This window comes from Spirosoma sp. SC4-14 (assembly GCF_037201965.1).
Taxonomy (GTDB): domain Bacteria; phylum Bacteroidota; class Bacteroidia; order Cytophagales; family Spirosomataceae; genus Spirosoma.
The window spans coordinates 5,515,722-5,540,594 of the sequence record NZ_CP147518.1 but is presented as its reverse complement, the minus strand read 5'-3'; the positions used below and the strand labels follow the sequence as shown (position 1 = coordinate 5,540,594).

The 24,873-nt window shown below is 48.2% G+C and carries 20 protein-coding genes; 9 read left to right on the top strand and 11 right to left on the bottom strand.

Features of this window, described 5'->3' with window-relative positions; translation table 11 throughout:
* Positions 1 to 6: 6 nt before the first annotated feature.
* A complete protein-coding gene (locus WBJ53_RS22645) occupies positions 7 to 879 on the bottom strand; it encodes a lysophospholipid acyltransferase family protein (RefSeq protein WP_338870386.1) in 873 nt (290 codons plus the stop codon).
* Positions 880 to 1,113: 234 nt separating this feature from the next.
* Between WBJ53_RS22645 and WBJ53_RS22640 the strand changes: the two genes are divergently transcribed.
* Positions 1,114 to 1,671, top strand: a complete 558-nt coding sequence (locus WBJ53_RS22640; RefSeq protein WP_338877222.1) for a WbqC family protein — start codon at positions 1,114 to 1,116, stop codon at positions 1,669 to 1,671.
* A 148-nt stretch (positions 1,672 to 1,819) separates the two neighbouring features.
* Positions 1,820 to 4,351: an ATP-dependent Clp protease ATP-binding subunit gene (locus WBJ53_RS22635; RefSeq protein ID WP_338870384.1), complete on the top strand. Its 2,532-nt coding sequence runs from the start codon at positions 1,820 to 1,822 to the stop codon at positions 4,349 to 4,351.
* A 61-nt stretch (positions 4,352 to 4,412) separates the two neighbouring features.
* Here the strand turns inward: WBJ53_RS22635 and WBJ53_RS22630 are convergent, their stop codons facing one another.
* A complete protein-coding gene (locus WBJ53_RS22630) occupies positions 4,413 to 6,167 on the bottom strand; it encodes a GMC family oxidoreductase (protein WP_338870382.1) in 1,755 nt (584 codons plus the stop codon).
* 181 nt (positions 6,168 to 6,348) lie between these two features.
* Between WBJ53_RS22630 and WBJ53_RS22625 the strand changes: the two genes are divergently transcribed.
* Complete coding sequence (locus tag WBJ53_RS22625; protein WP_338870380.1) at positions 6,349 to 7,521, top strand: hypothetical protein; 1,173 nt, start codon at positions 6,349 to 6,351, stop codon at positions 7,519 to 7,521.
* Between the two features lie 10 nt (positions 7,522 to 7,531).
* Here WBJ53_RS22625 and WBJ53_RS22620 read toward each other — a convergent pair whose 3' ends face one another.
* On the bottom strand, positions 7,532 to 8,281 hold the full coding sequence (locus WBJ53_RS22620; protein WP_338870378.1) for a phosphatidylinositol-specific phospholipase C/glycerophosphodiester phosphodiesterase family protein: 750 nt from the start codon (positions 8,279 to 8,281) through the stop codon (positions 7,532 to 7,534).
* A gap of 209 nt (positions 8,282 to 8,490) precedes the next feature.
* Here WBJ53_RS22620 and fabG point away from each other — a divergent pair, with 209 nt between their 5' ends.
* Both fabG and WBJ53_RS22610 read left to right on the top strand, forming a co-directional pair.
* Positions 8,491 to 9,237: a 3-oxoacyl-[acyl-carrier-protein] reductase gene (fabG, locus tag WBJ53_RS22615; RefSeq protein WP_338870376.1), complete on the top strand. Its 747-nt coding sequence runs from the start codon at positions 8,491 to 8,493 to the stop codon at positions 9,235 to 9,237.
* A 90-nt stretch (positions 9,238 to 9,327) separates the two neighbouring features.
* Entirely contained in the window at positions 9,328 to 11,451 is a 2,124-nt protein-coding gene (locus WBJ53_RS22610; protein WP_338870374.1) for a VWA domain-containing protein, read from the top strand.
* A gap of 35 nt (positions 11,452 to 11,486) precedes the next feature.
* Here WBJ53_RS22610 and WBJ53_RS22605 read toward each other — a convergent pair whose 3' ends face one another.
* Positions 11,487 to 11,888, bottom strand: a complete 402-nt coding sequence (locus WBJ53_RS22605) for a hypothetical protein (RefSeq protein WP_338870372.1) — start codon at positions 11,886 to 11,888, stop codon at positions 11,487 to 11,489.
* 149 nt (positions 11,889 to 12,037) lie between these two features.
* Positions 12,038 to 12,589 carry a YetF domain-containing protein gene (locus WBJ53_RS22600; RefSeq protein ID WP_338870370.1) on the bottom strand — a complete coding sequence of 184 codons (552 nt, stop codon included), beginning with the start codon at positions 12,587 to 12,589 and terminating at the stop codon, positions 12,038 to 12,040.
* A gap of 261 nt (positions 12,590 to 12,850) precedes the next feature.
* On the opposite strand from WBJ53_RS22600, the gene WBJ53_RS22595 reads away from it, so the two are divergent.
* Positions 12,851 to 13,027, top strand: coding sequence for a hypothetical protein (locus tag WBJ53_RS22595; RefSeq protein WP_338870368.1), 177 nt, complete (start codon positions 12,851 to 12,853; stop codon positions 13,025 to 13,027).
* On the top strand, positions 12,996 to 13,328 hold the full coding sequence (locus WBJ53_RS22590; RefSeq protein WP_338870367.1) for a DUF6169 family protein: 333 nt from the start codon (positions 12,996 to 12,998) through the stop codon (positions 13,326 to 13,328). The genes WBJ53_RS22595 and WBJ53_RS22590 overlap by 32 nt, the downstream gene beginning before the upstream one ends.
* 28 nt (positions 13,329 to 13,356) lie before the next feature.
* Here the strand turns inward: WBJ53_RS22590 and WBJ53_RS22585 are convergent, their stop codons facing one another.
* Positions 13,357 to 15,822, bottom strand: coding sequence for a helix-turn-helix domain-containing protein (locus WBJ53_RS22585; protein ID WP_338870366.1), 2,466 nt, complete (start codon positions 15,820 to 15,822; stop codon positions 13,357 to 13,359).
* Between the two features lie 139 nt (positions 15,823 to 15,961).
* Here WBJ53_RS22585 and WBJ53_RS22580 point away from each other — a divergent pair, with 139 nt between their 5' ends.
* Entirely contained in the window at positions 15,962 to 17,002 is a 1,041-nt protein-coding gene (locus WBJ53_RS22580; RefSeq protein WP_338870364.1) for a Smr/MutS family protein, read from the top strand.
* Between the two features lie 65 nt (positions 17,003 to 17,067).
* Positions 17,068 to 17,589, top strand: a complete 522-nt coding sequence (locus WBJ53_RS22575; RefSeq protein ID WP_338870362.1) for a DinB family protein — start codon at positions 17,068 to 17,070, stop codon at positions 17,587 to 17,589.
* Between the two features lie 40 nt (positions 17,590 to 17,629).
* On the opposite strand, the gene WBJ53_RS22570 is transcribed toward WBJ53_RS22575, so the two are convergent.
* The 5 genes from WBJ53_RS22570 to WBJ53_RS22550 form a co-directional block, all read right to left on the bottom strand.
* Positions 17,630 to 18,325, bottom strand: a complete 696-nt coding sequence (locus WBJ53_RS22570) for a hypothetical protein (protein WP_338870361.1) — start codon at positions 18,323 to 18,325, stop codon at positions 17,630 to 17,632.
* A 223-nt stretch (positions 18,326 to 18,548) separates the two neighbouring features.
* The gene (locus WBJ53_RS22565) at positions 18,549 to 19,625 is read right to left on the bottom strand and encodes an aminotransferase class V-fold PLP-dependent enzyme (protein ID WP_338870360.1); all 1,077 of its coding nucleotides are present in this window, start codon (positions 19,623 to 19,625) and stop codon (positions 18,549 to 18,551) included.
* A 75-nt stretch (positions 19,626 to 19,700) separates the two neighbouring features.
* A complete protein-coding gene (gene serA, locus WBJ53_RS22560) occupies positions 19,701 to 21,605 on the bottom strand; it encodes a phosphoglycerate dehydrogenase (protein ID WP_338870359.1) in 1,905 nt (634 codons plus the stop codon).
* A gap of 42 nt (positions 21,606 to 21,647) precedes the next feature.
* Positions 21,648 to 22,664 (bottom strand): alpha/beta fold hydrolase, encoded by a 1,017-nt coding sequence (locus WBJ53_RS22555; protein ID WP_338870357.1) that lies wholly within the window; start codon positions 22,662 to 22,664, stop codon positions 21,648 to 21,650.
* A gap of 60 nt (positions 22,665 to 22,724) precedes the next feature.
* Positions 22,725 to 24,851 (bottom strand): choice-of-anchor X domain-containing protein, encoded by a 2,127-nt coding sequence (locus WBJ53_RS22550; protein ID WP_338870355.1) that lies wholly within the window; start codon positions 24,849 to 24,851, stop codon positions 22,725 to 22,727.
* Between the last annotated feature and the right edge of the window lie 22 nt (positions 24,852 to 24,873).

Genomic DNA, 24,873 nt, shown 5'->3' with positions numbered 1-24,873 from the left:
TGATCGCTAATCCAGCTTAACCACGATCTTTTCATATTTCCCGCGCCAGTGTTTCCACCGCTTGTGTGACCAAAGCCAGTCGGAAGGGTATTTTCGGATGGTTTCCTCCAGTAAATCCCGGTAACGATTCAGAATGGTACCCGGCGGCAAATTGGTGTAGGGAGGCTCGCTAAGCAGGGTAAACTTAACTTCATAGAAGCCCCTTTTTACCCGTCTTAATTCCGTATAAAAGACAGGTAAATTACGACTTCGGGCCAGCCGTTCAGTGCCTGGGTAGAAAGGCGTATCATGATGCAGAAAATCAGTCCAGTAAGCTTGTTCTGGTACATCGGGCACCTGATCAGCTACAAGTGCCACAATCCGTGGCACGTTTTTTTGCGCCACCATTCGGCGTGGAAGCGTATGCATTGGAACCGGAACGGCCCCAAAACTAGCACGAACCGTCCGCATTAGTTTTTCGAAAAACGGGCTATTGAGCGGCTTGTAAATACTGTCGGCGGGCATGCCATGCAACACCGAACCCGATGGAACCCACTCCCAGTTGCAGGAATGCGAAGCCATTCCGATAACCGTCTGCCCAGCCTCTAACCGCTCTTTTACCAGATTGGCATTGGAGAATTGAACCCGTCGGCGGAGGTCATCGGGCGAAAGATCGGGCATCTTAATGGTCTCAACAATCAGGTCTGTCAGGTTCCGATAAAAGCCTTTTGCGATGGCCTTTCGCTCAGTTTCTGACTTTTCTGGAAACGAAACCCTAAGGTTTTCGTCAATTACTTCGTGCCGGTAACGAACAACATACAGCAACAGAAAGTACAAGAAGTCGGACAGCCCATATAATATGCCAAGCGGTAGCTTCGACAGTAAACGAAAAAATAGCATCCAGTAATAGGCGGGTAGTTGTTATACAAAATAGAGATTTTGTTACAATGAACCCAAAAAATTAAAAATTTATAAAATCAGTTGGTGGTATTGATTTTTTGCCTTACTTGTGAACAGATACGATTGTTGTTATTGGAAAAGTACCAACTAAGTCCTGGCCCGGTTTCAGAAAATTCGACCGAGCTACTTGTTGAATTACATTATCTGCCCAGCCTGGATTATATAGCGGGGTTAATGCAGTTTCAGCGAGTACGGCTTGAGGCTCATGAACATTACCAGAAGCAAAGTTACAGAAATCGTTGCTACGTTCTGACGGCAAATAAAGTAGATTCCCTTGCTGTACCTGTTTTACAGGGAACGCATCATCTGCCTGTTCGAGACATTCGGGTCGATAATGAGCAACTTTGGCAGATACGCCATTGGCGATGTTTGCAGGCCGCTTATGGGAAAGCGCCATTCTTCGAATACTATGCGCCTGACTTCGAACGTATTTATCAGAAACCATGGACGTTTCTGTTTGATTTGAATTATGAATTGCTGACAATTTGTCTGAAATGGTTAGGGGTAAGCTGTTCATTGAACCTGACAAATTGTTATGAAAAGATACCACGATCTGACCTGTTTGATGCTCGTTCTAGGATAAATCCAAAAAATAGGTCAGAAACGTATATATTTTATAAGCCCTTGCCTTACGCGCAAAATTTTGGCTTTGATTTTGTACCAAATCTGAGTATAATAGACCTATTATTCTGCCAGGGACCAATGGCAAAGCAGTTTTTAAGTGTAAAGTAGTTTATAGTTTTCAGTAATCCATCGAACACATTTTTGACTGAAGGCTTCGCAAACTGAAAACTATAAACCGGTCAGTTGGCAGTAGTGAACAAATCCTTAAAACTCTTCGTTAAGCCAGTATACGCTTACCTAAGGAGACCCTAAGCGAATGGAAGCAAAATTCTCAAACCGCGTTAAGGAAGTTATCACGCTAAGCCGTGAAGAAGCCTTGCGTTTAGGACACGACTACATCGGCACCGAACATCTGCTGCTTGGCATGATTCGGGAAGGCGAAGGTGTGGCCGTCGGATTATTGAAAAAACTCGGTATCTCACTTGATGAACTCCGGGTCACAATTGAACAGGCTACGAAAGGAACAGCTACCAACAATGTGAAAAATCTGGCTAATATTCCACTGACTCGTCAGTCGGAAAAGACGCTCAAAATCACATACCTTGAAGCAAAGATTTTCAAAAGCCCGCTCATCGGAACGGAGCATTTGTTACTATCGATTCTGCGCGATGAAGATAACGTCGCTACGCAGATTCTGAACAAGTTTAATGTTAATTACGAAGTCATTAAGGAAATGCTCGAATATCAATCTTCGGGAAGCCGTCCAGTGATGGGCCCCGAAACCGATGACGACGACAACGATCGTGGCATGTTCGGTGGTGGGGGCAGTTCCAGTTCGGGCAAAGACCCAAAAGGCTCCGAAAAATCGAGAACTCCAGTTCTGGATAATTTCGGACGTGACCTGACCAAACTCGCCGAAGTAGGCAAACTCGACCCGATCGTTGGCCGTGAAAAAGAAATCGAACGTGTTGCTCAGATTCTGAGCCGCCGGAAGAAAAACAACCCGATTCTGATTGGCGAGCCTGGCGTTGGTAAAACAGCCATCGCTGAAGGCCTTGCGCTGCGCATTGTACAGAAGAAAGTATCGCGGGTTCTGTTCGGCAAACGCGTCGTTACCCTCGACCTGGCCTCGCTTGTTGCCGGTACGAAATATCGGGGTCAGTTCGAAGAACGTATGAAAGCCGTGATGAACGAGCTTGAAAAGTCGCCCGAAGTGATTCTGTTTATCGATGAGCTTCATACCATCGTTGGAGCTGGCGGTGCATCCGGTTCGCTCGATGCGTCGAATATGTTCAAACCGGCGCTGGCACGGGGCGACATTCAATGCATTGGCGCGACAACGCTCGACGAATACCGTCAATACATCGAGAAAGATGGTGCTCTGGCCCGTCGTTTTCAGATGGTAATGGTCGATGCCACATCGATCGATGAAACCATCGAAATCCTGAATAACATCAAGGATAAATACGAAGATCACCACCACGTAAACTACACCAAAGAGGCTATCGAGGCTGCTGTGAAACTGTCGGAGCGCTATATCTCAGACCGGTTCCTGCCCGATAAAGCCATTGACGTACTCGACGAAGTAGGTGCTCGTGTTCACATCTCGAACATTACGGTTCCCGACGATATTCTGAAACTCGAAGAGCAGATTGAGAATATCAAGAAGGAGAAAAATCAGGTTGTTAAGAGCCAGAAATACGAAGAAGCGGCTCAGCTTCGCGATAAGGAAAAACGCCTGATTGATCAGCTCGAACGTGCTAAACAGGCCTGGGAGGAAGATACCAAGAAACGGCGCTACACAGTAAACGAAGACAATGTTGCTGAAGTAGTTGCGATGATGACGGGTATTCCGGTAACGAGCGTATCGAACGACGAAGGTAAAAAGCTCGTCAATATGGGCGAAGAGCTGAAAGGGAAAGTGATCGGGCAGGACGCGGCTATCGAGAAGTTGGTGAAAGCCATTCAGCGGACTCGCGTCGGCCTGAAAGATCCGAAGAAACCAATCGGTTCGTTTATCTTCCTCGGTCCTACGGGTGTTGGTAAAACCGAACTGGCGAAAGTATTGGCTACCTATCTTTTCGACAAAGAAGATGCGCTGGTGCGGATCGATATGTCGGAATACATGGAGAAATTCAGCGTTAGCCGACTGGTTGGTGCTCCTCCGGGCTATGTAGGCTATGAAGAAGGTGGCCAGTTGACGGAGAAAATTCGTCGTAAGCCCTACAGCGTTGTGCTGCTTGACGAAATCGAAAAAGCGCACCCGGATGTGTTTAACATTCTGCTTCAGGTGCTTGACGATGGTATTCTGACGGATGGCCTTGGCCGTCGGGTCGATTTCCGTAATACGATCATTATCATGACCTCAAACATTGGGGTTCGTGATCTGAAAGATTTCGGAGCCGGTATTGGTTTCGCAACCAAGCGTTCGTCCGAAAGCCAGGACGAGTTGATGAAGAGCACGATCCAGAGCGCTTTACGGAAGGCTTTCTCGCCTGAATTCCTGAACCGTCTGGATGACGTTATTGTCTTCAACTCACTACAGCGTGGAGATATTCATAAGATTATCGATCTGATGCTGGGTAAACTCCTTGGTCGTATCATGAACCTGGGCTATAGCGTTGAACTGACCGAGAAGGCAAAAGACTTTTTGGCCGAGAAAGGTTATGACCAGCAATATGGTGCCCGTCCGCTGAGCCGTGCCATCCAGCGTTATCTGGAAGATCCGGTAGCCGAAGAAATTCTGAAAGGCGAACTGAAAGAAGGCGATACCATTCTGGCCGATTATAGTGGTGAAGGTGAAAACCTGACCATCACGGTGAAAAAGCCGGAAGCTGTGGTTGAATAAGTTTCGACTGATAGATAGATATGAAAAAGCCTCCTGACTGATAGTTAGGAGGCTTTTTCATTTAAATGTTCTTCTGTTTCACCTGATCAATTAAATACTCCGATGTGCGCATCGAACTGGCCAGAATGGTCCAGGTAACGTTTTTGTCCCCTTGCGACGGGAATGCTGCGGCATCGACCACAAACAGGTTCTTTACATCGTGCGTTTGCTGAAATTGATTTAAGACCGATGTTTTTGGGTCGGAGCCCATCCGAACGGTGCCTACTTCATGAATGATACGGCCGGGAGCTGCCAGTCCATAGCCGTGAGCGGTATCGGGGCCTGGTTTCGGCCCGAGCGGAATGCCTCCCATTGCATGAATTATTTCTTCGAAGGTATCCTGCATGTGCTTGGCCTGCTTCACTTCATAGTCCGACCATTTGTAATGGAACCGAAGCACCGGAATTCCGTATTTATCGACCTTATTCGGATCAATTTCGCAATAGTTGCTTTCCAGCGGAACAGGCTCTCCACGGCCCGACATACCAATATAAGCGCCATAGAATCGGCGGTAATCATCTTTTAAGCTTTTCCCATAGCCACCACCTGGTTTGGTTTTTCCATCGCGACCCGGAATCATGCCGTTCAGCGCTTCGATACCTCCGCCAAATCCATAACCGGGCATACCCATGCCACCGCCGTATTCGATATGGTACCCACGCGGGAAATCGAGCTTTTTGTTGTCGAGCCACCAGGGTGTAAACACGTGCATTCCACCTACGCCATCTTCATTGTAGCGCTTCCGGTCCATCAGAGCCGGAACAAATGCCGAACGGCTCGCACCCGTCGAATCGTTCAGGTATTTGCCGATAACACCGCTGCTGTTAGCCAGTCCATTCGGAAAACGCGATGATTTGGAGTTCAGTAAAATCCGGGCCGTTTCGCAGGTGCTGGCACCCAGCATGACGGCTTTGGCTTTTACCGTCATTTCCTGAAGCGTTCGTGTATCGACATAACTAATGCCCGTTGCCAGTCCTGTTGTTGGGTCGGTCATAACCTCGCGTACCATGGCACCATTAATCAGCGTTACGTTGCCCGTTTTAACAGCCGGAATGCACAGGACCGACGAGGCCGAAAAATCGGCATAAGCCTGACAGCCCCGGTTGCACTGGTGGCAGTAGAAACATTGCCCCCGATCTTTGTTGATCGGTTTTGTCAGAATCGATAACCGCGACGGAATAACCGGAATGCCGATACTCTGTGCTCCTTTCCGAATCATTAGCTCGTGTAGACGAGGCTTTGGTGGCGGCAGAAAAATACCATCGGGTTCGTTGGGGAGGTTTTCTATCGAGCCGAATACGCCAATCAATTTATCGACCCGGTCGTAGAATGGCTTCAGATCGTTGTAGCCAATGGGCCAGTCTTCGCCAACACCGGTTAACGAACGACGGCGGAAATCGTCGGGACCAAACCGGAGCGAAATCCGTCCCCAGTGGTTGGTGCGCCCACCCAGCATCCGCGACCGGAACCAGTGAAATTCGGTCCCTTCTTTTGCTGAATAGGGCTCGCCTTCGATATCCCAGCCCCCCCAGGCCGCATCGAAATCGCCACCCGATCGATAAGGCGTACTGGCACCACGCCGGGGCGACTCCCAGGGCCATTTCAACTGCGTAATATACTTAGGGTCGGCCGGGTCATAATAGCCGCCCGCTTCGAGCAGAACAACCTTCGCGCCAGCTTTGGCAAGCATATAGGCGGCCATGCCACCGCCCGCGCCTGAACCGACAATAGCGACATCGTAGGTGACGGGGGCTTTTTTGATTTGTGGAATATCCATCGAGAGGAGAGAGGTTAAAGGAAAGTCAACGAAACGCTGATATCGTTTAAAGGCAAATGAGGGCTGGGTTTACTGTGCTAAGTGCTGTTTAGGTATACTTACAGATTTTGCAAGATTTTAATAAGTAACCACAGTTTGTTTTTTTTGTCTTTGTAAATACCTTTGCCTCAGTTCAACCATAATGATTATCCTGATGAAATTACAGCTATTTTTTTGCTTACTGGTCTTGTCGACTATGGCTAAGGGCCAGACAGAAAAAGGTCGGGGGTTGTTAACGGGCTCTGTTTCTCTTAAAGTAACTAGTCAATATACGTCGAGCACTAGCATAGCAAACCCACGTATCACGTGTTATGCACCTGCCGTTGCTATAGATCGGGGCGTATTTGTGAAAGATAACTGGTTGGTGGGAGGTGGTTTGGCACTCAGCACGTCATTCAACATCTATAACCCAACTAATTCGACTAAATCTTACGATTACAATGGCTCCGCTTCTGCATATATTCGTCGGTACTGGTCTGCGAATCAGTTTCGACTATTTCTGGGAGGTGGTCTAACTGGTAGCCTTTATCACTCACATTTTCAGACGCAGGACGTCTTAAGTCAGAGTAGTAGTAAATTGATTGGTACTAATTTTTCTGTAAAACCATTTACTGAAATAGGAGCGATGTGGCCAATCAATAACCGATTGGCCGTTGAAGCCTCCACCCAGTCAACTGCTTTTCCTTTTTCGTTTAATTGGTTTGGCGTTGGCCTAACGTTAATGACAGGAGGTGTGAAACCCGTGAGTAGTGCTCCGGCGGCTGACGCTTATCAAACCCAGGCAGGACACTGGCTTTTGGGGGGAAGCCTTGGGCTGAATAATTCGTTAAATGAAAATGGAACCCTATCCAGTACGACGAGCAGCCGTCAGACAAGCTTCGATTTTAGCCCATCAATTGGGAAGTTTGTTCGAAAAAATAGGTTGATAGGTGTAAGTATTCCCTTTCACATTTCGCACAGTAAGGAAGATGGAGGAAAGGCGACTTATACGCAGCTCGGCCTTGCACCTTACATAAAGAACTACTTAACAGATGGTCAGTTAAGACCATTTATTCAAGGCAACCTATTATTTTCAACTAGTTGGTTAAAAGGTTCTGGAAACGCTCAGGAATCGGTAAGTCGACAAACGCAGTCATACGGGGCTGGCGTCTCAATAGGGTTGGCTTACATGTTGGGTAAACGCTTCATAATTGAAGCTGAATTAGGAGGCATAAATGCAGCTTATGCGCCTGATAAAGAATTTACGTCTAGTTGGGCAATAAATGCAAATGCTACGCTAAGCCCCACGTTTACGATAAATTATGTGCTGCACTGAAAAGTTAAATTTATCGCATAGCCTGAACCGCTTCGGCAACCTTATCGGTGTTGATAATATCGACGCCTAGTTTTTTTAGCTGTTTCCAGGCGTTGGGCGATTCGGGAATGGCCCAGAACCGAATGGGTTTATTATCGCTATGTGCCCGTTTGATCACCCGTTTTAGTTTTTCCCGATCCACATCGGGAATGTTTCCTGTTCCGTCCCAGCGCGAGTATAGCCGGAAATTATCACTGATTAATGCCACGCGCCGAAGCGTTTCATCATCATAAACCTCGCTGGGCCGACCGTCGAACTGAATCAGTAGCGGATAATCGAGATAAGTTTCGATCTTGGGACGATTGCCGCTTACAACGACCTGAATGGCCATAGGATTGGCCGTTCGATTAAATGTCGATAGATTCCCCTGAATAAGATCCAGTAATTTCGGCAGGGTTTCGGTAGGATTATCTTTTATATCAACAACAAGGCTAAATGTATAATTGCGATCGGGGCTGACCCGGTTCTGATATTGACTGAACAGTTTGGCAATGGGTTTTATATAAAGCGAATCCAGCGTAGGAGCATTGGCAGTTGGTTTATCATGCGATACCACCAGTTTTCCGTCCTGGAGCCAGATGTCGGCTTCGATATAGTCGACACGCTGATCATAGGCAGCAACGAACGGTTTGGGCTGGGCGTAGTCGTTATGGGCATGAATTTTCTGTGCACTGGCGACTGATGCCGATACCAATAGCGGGAGTAGGATACGGAGATACATAGTCACTGCTTAATTTCTGACAAAGTAACACCACTTATCTACCAAACCAAAACGAAACGCAACCTTGTTGTTTCCGCTCAAACCGCTATTTTTGACACTGTAAAAAAAGAGCGAAAGAAAGTAAAGAGCGAAAGAGTGAAGCTAGCTGTGGGTTGGCACTCATTCAACCTACGTTGTGGCGCTCTTTCGCTTTTTCACTATTTGTAAAAATGAATTTATTAGCAGGAAAAGTTGCGTTAATTACTGGTGCTTCGCGCGGCATTGGGCGGGCTATGGCTCTGAAATTTGCGCAGGAAGGTGCCACTGTGGCATTCACCTATCTGTCGAGTGTCGAAAAAGGGCAGGCTCTGGAAGAAGAACTCAAAGCGTTTGGGGGAGAAGCAAAAGGGTATCGTTCTGATGCTTCGGACTTTAAAGCAGCGGAGGATCTTATTAATCAGGTTGTGGCCGATTTTGGCAAACTGGATGTACTGATCAATAATGCCGGTATTACCAAAGACGGATTGCTGATGCGGATGTCAGAAGAACAATGGGACACCGTTATCAACGTTAATCTAAAGTCGGTCTTCAATCTGACAAAAGCGGCTACCAAGTCCATGATGAAAGCCCGGTCGGGGTCAATTATTAACCTGACGTCGGTGGTTGGCATTCGGGGAAACGCCGGACAGGCTAACTATGCAGCGTCAAAAGCGGGTATAATTGGCTTTACAAAGTCAGTAGCCCTGGAGCTTGGTTCGCGCAATATTCGCTCCAATGCCATTGCACCGGGCTTTATTGAAACAGAAATGACGGGCGAAATAAATGAAAAAGCTCTGGAAGAATGGAAACAGCAAATCCCAATGAAACGTGGGGGACAACCCGACGAAGTTGCTGATTGCGCCGTTTTCCTGGCCTCCGACCTCTCGCGCTACATCACCGGACAGGTGTTGCAAGTGGATGGGGGAATGTTAACTTAATGATGAATGATAAATGATAAATGTGAATGGTGAATAGAACGTTTCATTATTTATCATTCATCATTTATCATTCATAACGCGTCGTTCATCATGAATTTTATCTTTCAATCTTCGCCCTGGTGGATTCTGGTTTGCCTGCTGGTTGGTGCCATTTATGCGTTTGCGATGTACCAGCCATTGCCACGACTGGCGCGGGCAGGCGATGGCGCCAGCGTTGGGGGCTTCGATAAACGAACAACCTACGGGCTGGCCGCTTTGCGGTTTATTGTTGTCAGTTTCCTGTGCTTCCTGTTGCTCGATCCGTTGATCCGTAATGTGCGGACACTGACCGAAAAACCGAAAGTGGTGCTGGCCGTCGATAACTCCGAATCAGTGGCGGCTGCCGGTCGGCCGGTGTTGAACAAGGCGCTGGAAAATCTACAGGCACTTCGGCAGCAACTGACAGATAAAGGGCTCGATGTTTCCGTTCGGACGTTTGGGGATACCATTACCGATGCCGATCTGACCCAGATTCCGTTCACCCAGCGAACATCCAACCTGTCGGGATTACTGTCGGGGATTCGCTCAGATTATGAAGGTCGTAACTTGACCGATGTTGTTCTGATTTCGGACGGGATCTTTAATCAGGGGTTGTCGCCAACATTTGGTCAGTATCCGTTTGCGGTGCAAGCCGTTGGACTGGGCGATACCGTTGCAAAGAAAGATATTCAGTTGAAGGGCATCGTAGCCAACCGGATTGCCTATCTGGGTAACCAGTTTCCGGTTCAGGCCGAAATTGTTAGCAATGGCTTTCAGGGGCGTAGCGCAACGGTGGTGCTTCGGCAAAACGGTCGGGAGCTGGGGCGGCAATCGGTAACATTCAACAAAAACGACACGTTTAACCAGGTTACGTTTCAGGCAACAGCTACGCAGAAAGGGGTACAGCACTATGTGGTTGAGGTACTGCCACAGGCTGGCGAGTTCAGTACGCGCAATAACCGCCAGGACGTTTATCTCGACGTAATCGACGGTAAAGAGAAAGTACTCTTGCTAGCACTGGCGCCACATCCCGACGTTAAGGCGCTACGGAATATTCTGGAGAAAAATCAGAATTACGAACTCGATGTCCGAATTTTGACCGGAACACCTGCCGAAGCCACGCCACCTGCCGACAAAACATACGACCTGATTATTTTGCACCAGATTCCCGACAATGGGGGCGTAAGCAGTGCCGTTCTTCAAAAATATCTGGCAAAAAACACACCGATCCTGTTTGTGCTGGGTAATCAGTCGTCCATGGGCCCATTCAATACATCGAACTCCGTTGTACAGATTGTGGCTCAGCCGAATCAGAGCGATAAGGTTACGGGCGTGTTCAATACAGATTTCAAGCAACTAAATCTCGATCCGGCCAAGCTTGAGATTTTTAGCAAATTTCCGCCTATGCTGGCTCCTTATGGCGAATTTCGATTGCAGCCGGGCAGCGAAGTAGTGCTTTGGCAGCAGGTTGGTAGCGTTCGAACAACCAAACCGCTGCTGGCACTTAATATAACATCGCCCCGCAAAACGGCTGTTCTGGCCGGAGAAGGGCTATGGTCGTGGCGACTGGAAGAATATGCGCTAACCGATAAGCAGGAAATTGTTGACGAACTAATTCAGAAAGTTATTCAACTGATTTCGGTGAAAGAAGACCGCCGTAAACTTCGCGTGTATCCGATTCGGAACGAGTTCATTACGGGCGAAAAAGTTATCTTCGAAACCGAACTTTATAACGACATTTATGAGCGGTTATATGGTCAGCCTGTTCGACTGGAAATAACCGACGAAAAAGGTCTCACGCGGTCGTATAATTACACGCCTACCGAATCGAACAGCCGCTTCGAAATTAGCCGACTGCCCGAAGGGGCCTACCGGTTCCGGGCCAGTGTCTCAATCAATAATAAGACTGAGCAATCGTCGGGGCAGTTTGTGGTTCGTGAGTTGCAACTGGAAGCCTTAAACACAACCGCCGATCATGGTATGCTGCGGCAATTGGCTCAGCAAACAGGTGGTCAGTTTTATAAAGCCAGTCAGACCGACGAGCTGGTTAAAAATCTGACCTCCCGTTCGCGCCCGGCCCGGTTGAGCAGCACCGAAGAAATGAACGAAATCATTAACTGGCGGTGGCTGTTTTTTGTCGTGCTAACGCTGGCTGCTGTCGAATGGGGCCTTCGGAAGTTTTACGGCGGTTATTAATGCGCACTTCTTTTCCGGGAATGTATATGATCAGATCACCGTTCGGTGGTCAGAATTGTTTGGCCTGCCGGGTACAAAATGTCTACATTGTCTTCGGCGGTGATGTACACTTCTTTTGGTTTTACAACAGATGCCGTGTTTAGGGTCGCTGTCAGGGCTTTGCCCGACGGATGCAACTGCCCTAATTTTTTGACCGAATTATCATCCTGTTTCATCCAGACTATATACGTGTTTTTTGGCGGAGTCAGGTCTCTGGGCTCTGCCAGATTTCGAACGCTTACTTTCAGAGTGTAATTGTCGTTTTTATCTTTCTTTACGTTAGTGCTTCCGCTTGCTGCAGGAACAACAGACGACCTCAGGAAGGACATTTTAGGGGTACAGGCGTTGGTAATGGCCAGCAGGCCTAAAAAAATGGCGATTGTTTGAATTGTTTTCATCTGAATAAAAAGCCCCCCAACCCCCGAAGGGGGCGTTTAGAAACGGAGTATTCATGCCTTGAGGGGCTTATGCCAGCATGAACGTTTCATAGCGTTGAACTGTGTTTAAGTTAATTAAATGCTTTTTAATGCTGAATTGTTTGCATGAGTCAGTCGCTGATGCCTGGCTGCTGCACATTTTTCAGGCTATCTGCTGGCTTTTCGTTAGTACCCTGAATAACTGTCAACGAGCCGTCGGTTTCGAGCACAACAGCCATTACGTCGTCGGGGTAGGGGGCGCCAACACTGCGTATGGCAGCTAAAACTTCATCTTCGTTAACGCGCTGCTCACGCATGGCTTTCTTTAGGTAGTGTCCCTGATGAAACAATAGGGTCGGTTCGTCTTTGATAAACCGTTCAAACCATGGCCATCGTACCGACAACCAGGCTACCACATATTGCAGAAAGACCAGTAGTGCGAGTGCGGTTAGTCCATCGGCCACACCGGTTTGCCGCGACACAATAATGGTCGATAGCGTAGACCCAAGCGCAACGGTAACCACCAGGTCGAAAGCATTCAGTTTTGAAAGGGTTCGTTTTCCTGAAATACGCAGGATAATCAGTAGCCCAGCGTAGGCCAGTACGCCCACAATTAAAATGCGCCCGATGCTCTGCCATCCCTTAAAGAGCCAGTCGGTTACGGTTGCCAGTTCATCGGTCATATTCTGTGCAGGTTATTGATTCTTTGCTTAAAGGGCCAATCTTTAGCCTGGTTAGTTGTTGGCTATTACTTATATAAACTGCGGAAAACTTAGGAACCGCTTAAATAATACTTTGAAAATGCTTAGAAAAGCAGGCCAGAAGCCAGTAAAGCTGTTTGAAGCTTTAGAAAGTCTATAGCGGTGGTTGAATCATTAAACTATTTTATACAAAGAAGTTAGAAACTTTGGTGTACTGTAATCGTCTCAAATCCAATTTATATCATGGAAACTCCAACGAAACCGATGACTGCCCGCGAAAAAATCCGCAAGCTCGTCGAAGTAAAAGAGCAGGCACAGCGGGAGGCTCAGGAACGATACAAAAACGATCCAGAATATCGTGCTGTATTTGAACGGCTAGAAAAAAAGAATGAAGAACGACTTGCTAACCAGCGGCTATGAATTTGTTGGTGGAAAGCATAATTCATACAATCCGAGCTATTTTTTACGATTTTTTCGGTCAAAAGAACACGTTATCATCTATATCTGCGATAGCTCAGATGGACGCCATGAAGCGCGCTTCCGAAAGTTTACGAGTTGGTATTATAAAAATATTGCCGTCGATTTGTTCAAAATGGACGCTCACCTTCCCGATGGTGATCAGTTTACGATCCTTTCGGGCATCCTTAGTAAGAAAAACCCATATTTCAGTCAGTTCGTCGAACTCTTCAAGCATCTGGCAGAAGCAGATACGGAAAAATAAGCTTTTCAGGGTAAATCTGTACATTCACTTAAGCCTCTAATTGCATCGCGTTCCGAACAAACCGGATTTCGTTGTAGGTTACGTCGTTGCCAATGGCTTTTAGGGCTTCGCTCAGGCTTTCGGGTTGGTTATTCTCGAAATACGAACGAATCATCTGAATGCGGTCGGTGGGTAAGACGGCTTCGACTGAAAGGTCGCCCGAACTGATGCATTTTGCCAGATGACTCTCCACGGTAGACTCCGATAAACTACGTTCGCTGGCAATTTCGGCAATCGTTCTGCCCGATTTAAAAAGCGATAATGTCACCGTAACAGATGGGATCTTAGGCGCTTTGCTCTCTTTTTCTTTCGGTTCGTTGTCTTTTGATAGCGGTGTTCGTGGTTTAGCGACACTATCGATACGACTACTGTATGCCTGAATAACGGCCAGCACATCGGCACCAATCTGTTTTACTTTGGTTTTGCCAAAGCCTTTAATAGCCAGTAGTTCGTCGGTGGTTGTTGGGCGGAGTTTAGCTAGTTCAATGAGGGTTTTCTGGGGCAACACCATATAAGCCGATGTATTATGCTCCCCTGCCAGATTGTTCCGCCATTTGATCAGTGCACTGTATAAACTACCGCGTGCCGAATTTTCGGAAGCCGATTCGGCCGGTTGTGGTTCCAGTTTTCGGCGCTCCGGCATAAAGTCGAGTTCGGCGCGGTTGCGTGCCTGAAGGTAGGTTAACGCGCCGAAACCGGTATGACTGCTCTCGAAGCTCCGCAGCTTGCTGAATAGCTCCTTTTCCAGTTCGTCCAGAATTTCGAGCATGCTCTCCCTAATTTGCTTATTATCGCAGTCGGTTGGGCAGCGATAAATAAGGGGCAGGAGTTCGGTGGCTAGTAGCGTCTGAAAATAGGCACTGGCTTTACGGATGCGTTCCTGTAGGGCCTCGTTAGCTTCTGGCAATTGTTCACCAGAAAAATAAACAGCTAACTGTTGTTGAAACCGATTCGCAATGTCGAGCGCTTTTGGGTGCAGCGTATCGCCAAGTTGGGTCAGGCCCGCATGAAGCTCTTCCGGAAAACTGTCGAGGTGTTGATTAACGACCCGCCGACAGCGGTACAGGAGCGAGTTGGCCCGTTCGAAAGAAAACAACTCCCGCAGCAACTGTTCCTGATTCGTTCGTTTTGAATCCAGTAAATGTTGTTCAGTAGGCGTTTGTTGCTGTACCTGTTCATGAAAGTCTTCGAGCATCTGTTCCGTTTTGATGCTGTGCGACGGAATGGGCGTTCGTAAGACCAGCCCATCGAGGCTTTTGCAACGGCTGAGCGCCACATAGACCTGACCGTGCGCAAAAGCCCCGGCTGCGTCGATAATGGCTTTTTCGAAGGTAAGACCCTGACTTTTATGAATGGTGATGGCCCAGGCCAGTTTTAAGGGAAACTGAATGAATTTGCCAATCGGCTCGGCTTTGATTTCTTTCGTTTCATCGTCCAGACTGTAGCGCACGTTGGTCCACTCGGCAGGCGAAACGGCCACTTCCTGATCGTCGGTTTGGCTTCGAACAAAAATCAGGTCGTCGTCAATGGCCGTAATCTGGCCAATTTTTCCGTTGAAATACAGTTTATCGCGCGAGATGTCGTTTTTGATAAACATGACCTGAGCGCCTACCTTCAGTTCCAGTTCGGCTTCGGTAGGGTAGGCATGCGTCGGAAAATCGCCCTCGACGGTAGCCGTAAAGGTATGCGCTTTGGTTTTCAGCGCGGCCAGTTTCTGGCTATTGATCTGCTGAGCGCTGGTATTGTGCGTCGAAAGAGTAATGTAGCCTTCGTTGTCGTTAGGCTGGAAATTGGGGGTGTGGTGCTGGTTGAGTTCGTCCAGTTGCGCCCGTGTTACGGTTTTTTCGCGGATACTGTTCAGAATGTTGATAAACCGCTCGTCGGCCTGCCGGTAGATGTGGTCCAGCTCGATAGACACATAGGGTGTTTTCTTTAAGGCTATACTCCCAAAAAAATAAGCCGTTTCGTAATAAGGCCTCAGCAGCGACCATTCTTCTTCGCGAACCACTGGTGGCAACTGCTGCATATCGCCAATGAGCAATAGCTGAACACCGCCAAACGGCTGCGAATTATAGCGATACCGACGCAGTACCTCGTCGATGCCGTCGAGTACATCGGCCCGAACCATACTGATTTCGTCGATGATCAGCAGGTCGAGCGTACGGAGCAGGTTGATTTTCTCCCGGTTAAACTTTCGTGCTTCGCGCTGAGTTGAACCCGGAACAAGTGGACCAAACGGAAGCTGAAACAACGAGTGGATAGTAACGCCACCAGCATTGATAGCCGCTACACCCGTGGGTGCTACTACAATCAGTCGTTTGACGTTCGATTGCTTTATCTGGTGCAGAAAGGTGGTTTTACCGGTTCCTGCTTTGCCCGTCAGAAAAATATTCCGGTTTGTGTGCAGAACAAAGTTGGTAGCCAGTTCAAGTTTTTCGTTTACGATAGTCGACATAAAGCGGTAGGTATGAATCCGGCAAAGCTAATCGTTGTACCTTTGAAAAACGATGGTTCGGTTTAGTTAAGTGACCTTACGGGATGAACAGATTTTGAGCCTGAATCAATCCTGATTGGGCTACAAACGATTGATAAATATGAATATTGGTGATAAAGTCCGCATGCTTCGGGCGAAAGAACAGGGTGTTGTGTCGCGGTTTTTACCCGGCAATATGGTCGAAATTGAAATTGAAGACGGATTTCGGATTCCCGTAATGCGCTCCGAACTGGTGCTGGTTTCGCCGGTTGAAGCAGAACGGCTGTTGAAAAACAATCCTTACGAACCGCAGAAAACGGTGGCAACGTCGGCCCCGGCTATTTTGTCCAATCAGGGCATTTATCTGGCTTTTGTGCCAGTTAATGACCGGGAATACACCCTGCATCTGGTAAATAATACGGATTGGGAATTTCCTTATACCCTTGGCGAGGAATCGACCAGCTCGGGCGGTGCAGATCAGTTTCGAGGGCTGCACAGTGGCGTTTTGAAAGCCAAATCACAGCAAAAAATGAACGACCTTTATGCACATGCGAAGTTTGAAGAATGGCCTACGTTTGTGGTGCAGGGGCTTTGGTTTCGGGCAGGTAAATCGTCGTTAAGGGCTCCGCTCGTAAAGCGCTTCAAAGCAAGAGCCGCTACGTTTTTCAAGAACAAAACCACCATTCCGGTGTTGAATCAGCCTGGCTTTCAAACTCAACTCGATGCCGACGCTGCGGCCCAGAATCAACTTGGGCAGGCTTCAACTGCAACCATAAATAAGCCTGCTTCGCACCGACCAGTAACAATCCGCCCCGACGAACTGAAGGCTGAAATGCTGAAAACAAAGTCGGAACCAGAAGGACTTTCAGTTGAACGCCCATCGTCGGTGGTCGATTTGCATATCGAAGCGTTACTGCCTGGTGGACCGGGAAAACGCTCGTCGGCCGATTTACTGAACCTTCAGCTCGATACGTTCGAAAAATCGCTCGAAAATGCGATTGCCAGTGGTATGCACGACATCACGTTTATTCATGGAGTGGGAAGCGGAGCGTTACGAACTGAATTACATAAGCGGTTGGGCAAACACCCGAATGTACGTTTTTTTGAAGATGCCCAAAAACAGAAATTCGGATACGGCGCTACTAAAGTGACAATTAAGTGAACGAATGCCGTAACGGACGTTGAACGAGCGTAGATTATTAATTCCTAAACCGTAAAATTGTACCTATGGAAACCGTAGAGCGTACATTAGAGCAGCGCCTGGCCGACGACGGTCGGGACTTTATTGAGGTAGCAACTGCCTTAACTGATGATCAGTTTAAACAGAACGTCGATGGAAAGTGGTCAGTGGCCGAGGTTATGCAGCACCTATATCTGTCGGCTCGGCCAGTGGCTCGCCTGATGACGGGACCTCGGGAAGTGTTTGAGCAGTGGGGAAAAACAGACGCTTCGCCAAAACGCTACGACGACATTGCGAAGTGGTATCAGACTGCGCTCAAAAACCGGAACCAGGCTCCTTCGGCTATGTCGCCCCGCCCTGACGATATGCAGGTCGATAAGGCTGTGATTCTGGAGCGTTTTATGAGCGTTTATCAAACACTTTGTGAAGCCATCCCAACATGGTCAGACAATGAACTGAATTCGCTACAAATCCCGCACCCATTGCTGGGACTATTGTCGGTTCGGGAGATGCTTTATTTTACGAGTGTTCATACTCAACATCATTTGCGACTATTACCTGTGCTTTAAGTTTTTCTGAAACAGCATCTTGCTGTTTCAGAAAAAAAACCTATTGAGCCATCTGCACACCACGTCGACCAATCTGACCGAAGTAATAATTGACCCCAAACTTCAGGCGCCCCCCTTTTCCACGGCCAACGGCAGCGTCGAACTTGTTGTAGAAGTTGCCTTCATAACTGACCTCAGCTCCCACTCGGTGCAAAATCCAGAACATAACGCCCAACTCCAGGCCAACACTGGTGTATGTTGCTTTGGTATTAATTGGAATGTTTTCAGAAAACTCGCGGCCACTACTAATACTAGCGCCAACAAAGCTGCTGACACGCGTACGGAACGGATAATAACGAGCGAAAATACCAGCCTGCCGGGCATGGTATTGATTGCCAACCAGCCGGTCGTAGTCGTAGCGTAGACCTGCCGCAAAACCTGGCTGAAAAAAATAGCCCAACCGGGCATTAATGTCGGTGTATACTTTGCTGTTTGTTACGCCGAAGCCGACCCCGCCACCCAGAAACAGATTCCCCGGCTGAAACCACGAGAGTTGGTTGTTCTGCATGTAGTTGCGTGAGCGTTCAATTTCTTCGCTTAGCTTTTCATCTACTTCATTCGCTTTCTGCCGTACTTCCTGACGCGTATTTTCGTCGACCAGTGGTTTGGCTCGACCACTTGAATCAGCATTCGTCTGGGCAAAAGCAGACCCAGCCAGGCCAACGATTACTATAGCGGTTGTGAGTAAAGATTTCATCGTCGTTGAGTTGATTAGTCATTTGTTCGATGTCAGTAGTCAGTGGTAAAAGTAGTCGAGTTGTAAGTTATTGTACAAATGGGCGATACCTGACGACTAATGACTGGCTACTTAATTAACTGCATACAGGAAATAAGGTTTGCTTTATTTAACTGGCTTTAGAATGCAAAAACCGCTGTTGTGCACAACAGCGGTTCTGAAATCATGTAGTCTATAGCAGGTTTTATGCCTGCATCTGACTAATAAGTGCTTCAATTTGTTCGGTAGAGGTTGCCGGGAAGTTGGCAATGCGAATCTGCGACTCTTTAAACTTGCCATAGCCACTCCCAATCACCATACCTGCGGCTTTTGCAGCGCCAATAACATCCGCTGATGGTTTTGCCGTTGTGGCAACAACAACCGTCTGCGAGCGATGGCGCTCCTGTTTCACGAAGGGTTCGTAGGCATCGGAACTGTCCAGAAATTTATAGAGCATTTTCGCTTTCTCTTCGGTCTGTTTACGGACCGTTTCGATACCAATTTTATTTAGATCTTCGGCAATTTTCCCAAGTATATAAATAAACAGCACATTAGGAGTAGCGGGTGTTTCAAAGTTTTTATAATTACTCCAGAGGGTGGGCAGCGTATGATGCGCTCCAATGGTCATATTGTCGTATTTCTGGAGACGTTCGGCTTTTTCGAGGCATTTCTGACTGGCAATCCAGACGCCCAGACCCGCTGGCATACCAAACGCTTTTTGAACCGAAAAGAACGCCGAATCGATCAGGCTATAGTCCAGATCAGGATAAGGAGCCGACGAAACCATATCCACTACGATCAGCTTTTTGGGGTATTTTCGCTTTAGTTTGTGAATATCGTTGGTTCGCATCTGTACGCCCGAAGAGGTTTCATTGTGTGCCAGACAAATCAACTCGGCATACTCGGGAACCTCAACGTCGGCATAATCGAATCCTTCGCCGAAAGGTTTTTCCTGGATATGCGCGAATTTGTGCAACGCATTAGCATAGTCGTAGAACTTCTTCGAAAACGAACCATTGACGAGGTGGAAACTCTCGTGCTCAACGCAATTGAATAACACCCGCTCCCAAACCTCCGATGCCGATCCGGTGAAGAAAATACCGTGCGTATCGGGTATTGTTAGTAGAATACGAAGCTGCTCATCGGTGAATTTATAAAGATCCCGAAACTTCTGACTTCGGTGCGATATGGAACCAATTTGCTGATTCATAGCCGTTTGCAAATGCTGGCTAAATGTTGGGTATAACTCAGCCGGTCCGGGAGTGAAGTACGTTTGTTTCATTGTCAAATGAGTGAATGAGCGAATGAGCGAATGAGTGAATAGTTTGGTTTTATTCACTCATTCGCTCATTCACAATTAATAAAGAAGTCTAAACTTGATCGTCTGATCGATTTTCTTCAGGTCCTGAACAACTTCGTCGGCGTATTCTTTAGCTACATCAGTGATTACATAGCCAATCTGCTCGTTGGTTTTCAGGTACTGACCATGAATGTTAATGTGATACTTAGCGAAGATGTTGTTCATCTGCGCCAGAATACCCGGCACGTTGGCATGAATGTGCAGGAGCCGGTGCGAATCTTTCAGCAAGGGTAACTGTATTTCGGGGAAGTTAACGCTACCATAGGTGCTACCGTTGTTCATGTATTCCAGTAGCTTAGCCGGAACAAAGTTGCCGATGTTTTCCTGGGCTTCTTCGGTACTACCACCGATATGTGGCGTCAGAATCACGTTTGGCTGATTGCGTAAGGCATTTACGAACTCCTCGTTATTGGTTTTGGGCTCCTGTGGAAATACATCGACACCGGCACCGGCTACTTTTCCGCGCTCGATGGCATCGACCAGCGCCGGAATATCGACAATGTGCCCCCGCGAGAGGTTGAGGAAAATAACGCCCGTTTTCATCAGCGAAAACTCCCGATAACTGATCAGGTTCTTGTTTTCCTTTCGCCCGTCGGTGTGTAAACTGATGATGTCGGCAACGGCCAGCAGTTCATCAAGTGATTTGCATTTGCGGGCATTTCCCAGCGCCAGTTTATCGACAATGTCGTAGAAGTAGACTTCCATGCCGAGTGCTTCGGCTACGACCGACAATTGGGTGCCGATGTTTCCATAACCAACCAGCCCCAGTTTTTTGCCCCGTACCTCGAAACTATTCTTGGCCGATTTATCCCAATTGCCCTTGTGCATGGAATTACTCTTCGGAACGATGTTGCGGATCAGCATAATGATTTCGCCAATGGCCAGTTCAACAACGGAGCGGGTATTGCTATAGGGTGCGTTGAAAACAGCAATGCCGCGCTCGGTGCAGGCCGTTAGGTCGATCTGGTTCGTGCCGATGCAGAATGCGCCGATGGTCATCAATTTGTTGGCATTTTCCAATACACGACGCGTTACGTTCGTTTTCGAGCGAATGCCCAGAATGGATACGTCACGAATGGCTTCGATCAGTTCTTCTTCGTCCAGTGCACCTTTGCGAATTTCGACGTTGAAACCTTCCTGTTCAAAAAGCTGCACTGCAACGGGATGAACGTTTTCGAGCAACAATACTTTAATCCGGCTTTTGGGATACGACTGACTCCGACTCAGGTTGTTGTGATACAGAAACTCGTCGAGCGATGGTGCAATGTGGTCGGCTTTTTCGACTACGCTAGGCCGCAGCACATTTTCCGTGAAGGCATAGAACCGGTTAGCCAGCCCGGCGGCCCGAATTTCATAATCGGTATAACCGTCGCCAATGACGTACACTTCGCCATCGAGGTTCAGGTTTTTGATCACCTGCGATTTACCACCGTTAGCCGAAAGCGGATTTTCACGGTCGAAACTAACAATGCTTCCCGACTCGTCGAAGACAAATGTATTCGCAAAAACATTTTCGGCCAGAATCCCCAGCGATGTAACAATTGGAATAATAAACTCTTTAAAGCCGTTGGAGACGACATATATTGACTCTGCGTTTTCGGTCAGAAACTGTTTGTTGCGCTGAAACGAATCGGAGATTTTACCAAGCAGTGTTTCAATCAGTGCTGGTAGCTGATCGCGGTGAGCCTTAAGCAGACCAAGCCGCAGTTCGAGCGATTCGGTAAACGAAATTTCACCCGACATACCCCGGTCAGTAATGGCTTTGATCTGATTCAGAACATCCTCGCGGTCGGGCCGACCAACGAGAGAAATTTCGCCCAGCACATCCAAGGCTTCAACCTTTGTGAAGGTGCTGTCAAAATCAATGATGTAATACGTTTGTTCTAATGGTTTGGTAAGCATGGGTGAAAACCGCTATCGCAGCGACTTGGTGATCTACTATGGTTATATCGAATTTGATGCTGTTAAAAACTCAACGGCCCGTTTTTCGGACCAGTAGGTACCGTTGATACCATCGGTAAGCGACGGAAATCCGCAATGACCACCCTGCTCAGGAAACTCCATCCATACATTGGGGAGTTCCCGTGCCTGGTTTTCCGGAAAACACTCGGGCGACAGAAAAGGATCATTTTGGGCGTTGACAATCAGGGTTGGAATCGCAATGTTCGGTAGGAACTGTAGTGCACTACTTTGGGTATAATAGTCGGTAACGTCCCGAAAGCCGTTCTGCGGAGCGGTAAACAGGTTGTCGAACTCCCGAACGCTACGGGCTTTGCTGATACGGTCGGTTGGGAATATGCCCGGCATTACGGCGGCCTTTTGCAGGACTTTTCGTTTGAGGGTTCGGTTAAATCGATAATTATACACCAGACTATCCCATTGTTCGAGTCGGCGGGCGGAACCCATCAGATCGAGCGGTACTGAAAACACAACGGCTCTCCGAATGGCCGGGTTCAACGCTGTTTTTTGTTCGCCAAGATACTTGAGCGTTACGCTACCGCCGGCACTAAAACCCATCAGACAGATTGTCTGATAGCCTTTGGAGAGGGCGTGTTGAATGATGAAGTGTAGATCACCTGTTTCGCCAATGTGGTAAAACCGCTGCTGCCGGTTTAGCTCGCCACTACAAGACCGGTAATGCCAGGCCATGCAATCGAAACCCGACTGGGTCAGATGTTTTACCATCCCTGCCAGATACGGACTTGTTGAGCTTCCCTCCAGCCCATGCGAGAGAATCACAAGGGAGGCCGTGGGGATTGCTCCTGCAACATCCCGCTCTGCGCTCCCCGCTCTTTGTCCCCAGCTCCAGTCTACATCCAGAAAATCATCGTCCGGGGTTTCGACACGTTCACGGACGTAAGTAACCGTAACCTTGCGAAAGAGCGAAGGGATAATGGTTTGCAAATGGCCATTCCATAAACGGGCCGGTGGCCGGTAACTCGACTGAGCAATCAGCGGCATTACAACACGCGGGTGATTGAAGCCGCAAAGGTAACGAATTCGCTGACGTGGAAGGCGTTTTTATTTAGAAACAATCATTTTTCGGGCAAGTGTCCCATAGCTCGTTTCGAGCCGATATATATAGAAACCAGCCGCAATGTCGTGTGTCGGAACAGTAAGCGCATGGTTGCCGGCTGTATAGGTGCCAGTGGTCAGTATTTTCAGCGAAACTCCGCTTAAACTAATCAGGCGCAAAACCAAAGGTGTTGATTTAGGTAGGCTAAACATGACACGGGCTGATTCATTTACCGGATTAGGCATGTGACTCAGATCGAATGCTACACCCGGAACGGGTTCGTCGATGGCCGTAATCACGAATGGATCTGAAGTGCTGGTGCATCCATTCTGGGTGACGCGGACGGCGTAGCTACCCGCACCTGATCTTATGGTTTGGGCAGTAGCGTTCGGGATAGGGTTGCCATTTAAGAGCCACTGATTGCCCGATACACTGCTCGACGTTAGTCCGTCGGTGGTCAGTGAAATGGTTGGCTTAGGCGGATTAGTACCTGCAATCAGGATGGTTTCGGCCGATTGGAGGCTATTGCAGCCGCTGGCATTTCGTACCGATACAGTGTAGGCCCCGGTCTGGGTCGTTGAAAGGCTGGCCGTCGTTTGCGGAAGAGGAGATCCATTACGATACCAGAAGTATAGACTATTGCCTGCTGGAGCCGTTAAGGTGAGCGACGATCCGGGACAAATGGTCAGACTTCCGCTGGAGGCAATGGTTGGGGTTGCCGGTACGGTGCTACAGTTGACATTAGTATTCAGCAGTGCCTGCACGGTGGCCCGATTGCCCGTTGCCACTGCAAAAGGCTTGCCCATGTAGGTCGTTAGACCCTCGCGCACCGATACCGGCGCCTGGCCTTCTGCCCGGCGGGCCATGTAGTCGAAATACGAAATTTCTTCGGCTGAAAGCAACTGTTCCGATAACAGGATCGTGGCCGATTTAAACTGTTTCTGACTTTGCGCAGCCGAAGGAATACGTTCGCCAGCTATGGCAACTAAATCCGAAAGCTGGTAGGTGTTGAATGCCGATTTGGGGAAAACAGTGCCGGTAGCTATGCTGGTATTGATCGACTGATCTTTAAAAATAACGGCAGGTATTTTTACATCCGATGCCGGAATCAGGCCCATCAGGTAGAGTTCCCATTCCGTAAAAGCTGGCGCGTCGGTACTTGCCCGGTCGAATCGGTAGCCAGTTGCAGTTTCTGTAACTATGTAAGGAAATTGGCCGCCCGCTCCTGAGCCGGGTATACTAAGGCCCATCACACCAACTGCCAGATTAGAAACGGGCCAATGTGGAACACCGTCTTTCAGGAAAGTAGTGGAGAGGTGATTGATCCATTGATGGCCGATCTCATGAATATAGCCATTGCTGGCCCCATCAAAAAAACTCGGGACCGGAAAAACGTTGTAGCCCAGCAACCGACCCTTGCTGCCATATTGTGATGTGTTGTTAAACGGCGTTAGGCCAATACCCTGTACCGTATTGGTGATATTACCGTGAAACCGATTACCTACATAGCCTGGAACCAGCACATAATTGATGAAATCGAACGAGTCGGGGTGGTATTTGTAGAACAACTGATTTAGTGTCTGCTTCTGACTGTCGGAAGGGGTATTGAGGGTTGATGGCACCACAATATTGAAAATATAGTCGGTAAACTGGGTCGAATTGTCGATGCGCCTGGGTTGTAATAGTGGCATGTTATTGGTTAAGACTCCAATAAATGTATTGATCTGCGCTACCTGTATGTTGTTTTCCAGTATCCGCGTATAGCCTACAAACGGTTCTGTCCAACTACCCGTTGGTGGTGCTATAATGGCAGAATAGACACCATCACTGGCCAGTTTGTCGCCATTAGTTCCGTTGTCGTTGAGTGGCTGGGTAGCCTGGGTGGCATCCAGATAGAGATTTACGGCCGATGGTGTGCCGGTTATGACAACTTCAATCAGCACATTCTGTGTAGTGTTTTGAGGTACTACGGCTGGTGTAAAGGCGTAGCGCAGCGCATTGGCGGCTGTTGGCTTACCGGTTCGCTGGACTATAGCGCCAAGGTCATTGAAGCAACTTACTGAGCTGGTTTGCGCAAAACCTGGGCTGATAAGAAGTAATGCAACAAAAAAAACGTGTAGTAATCGCTTCATAGATTGTGTGGTTGGTTGCTGA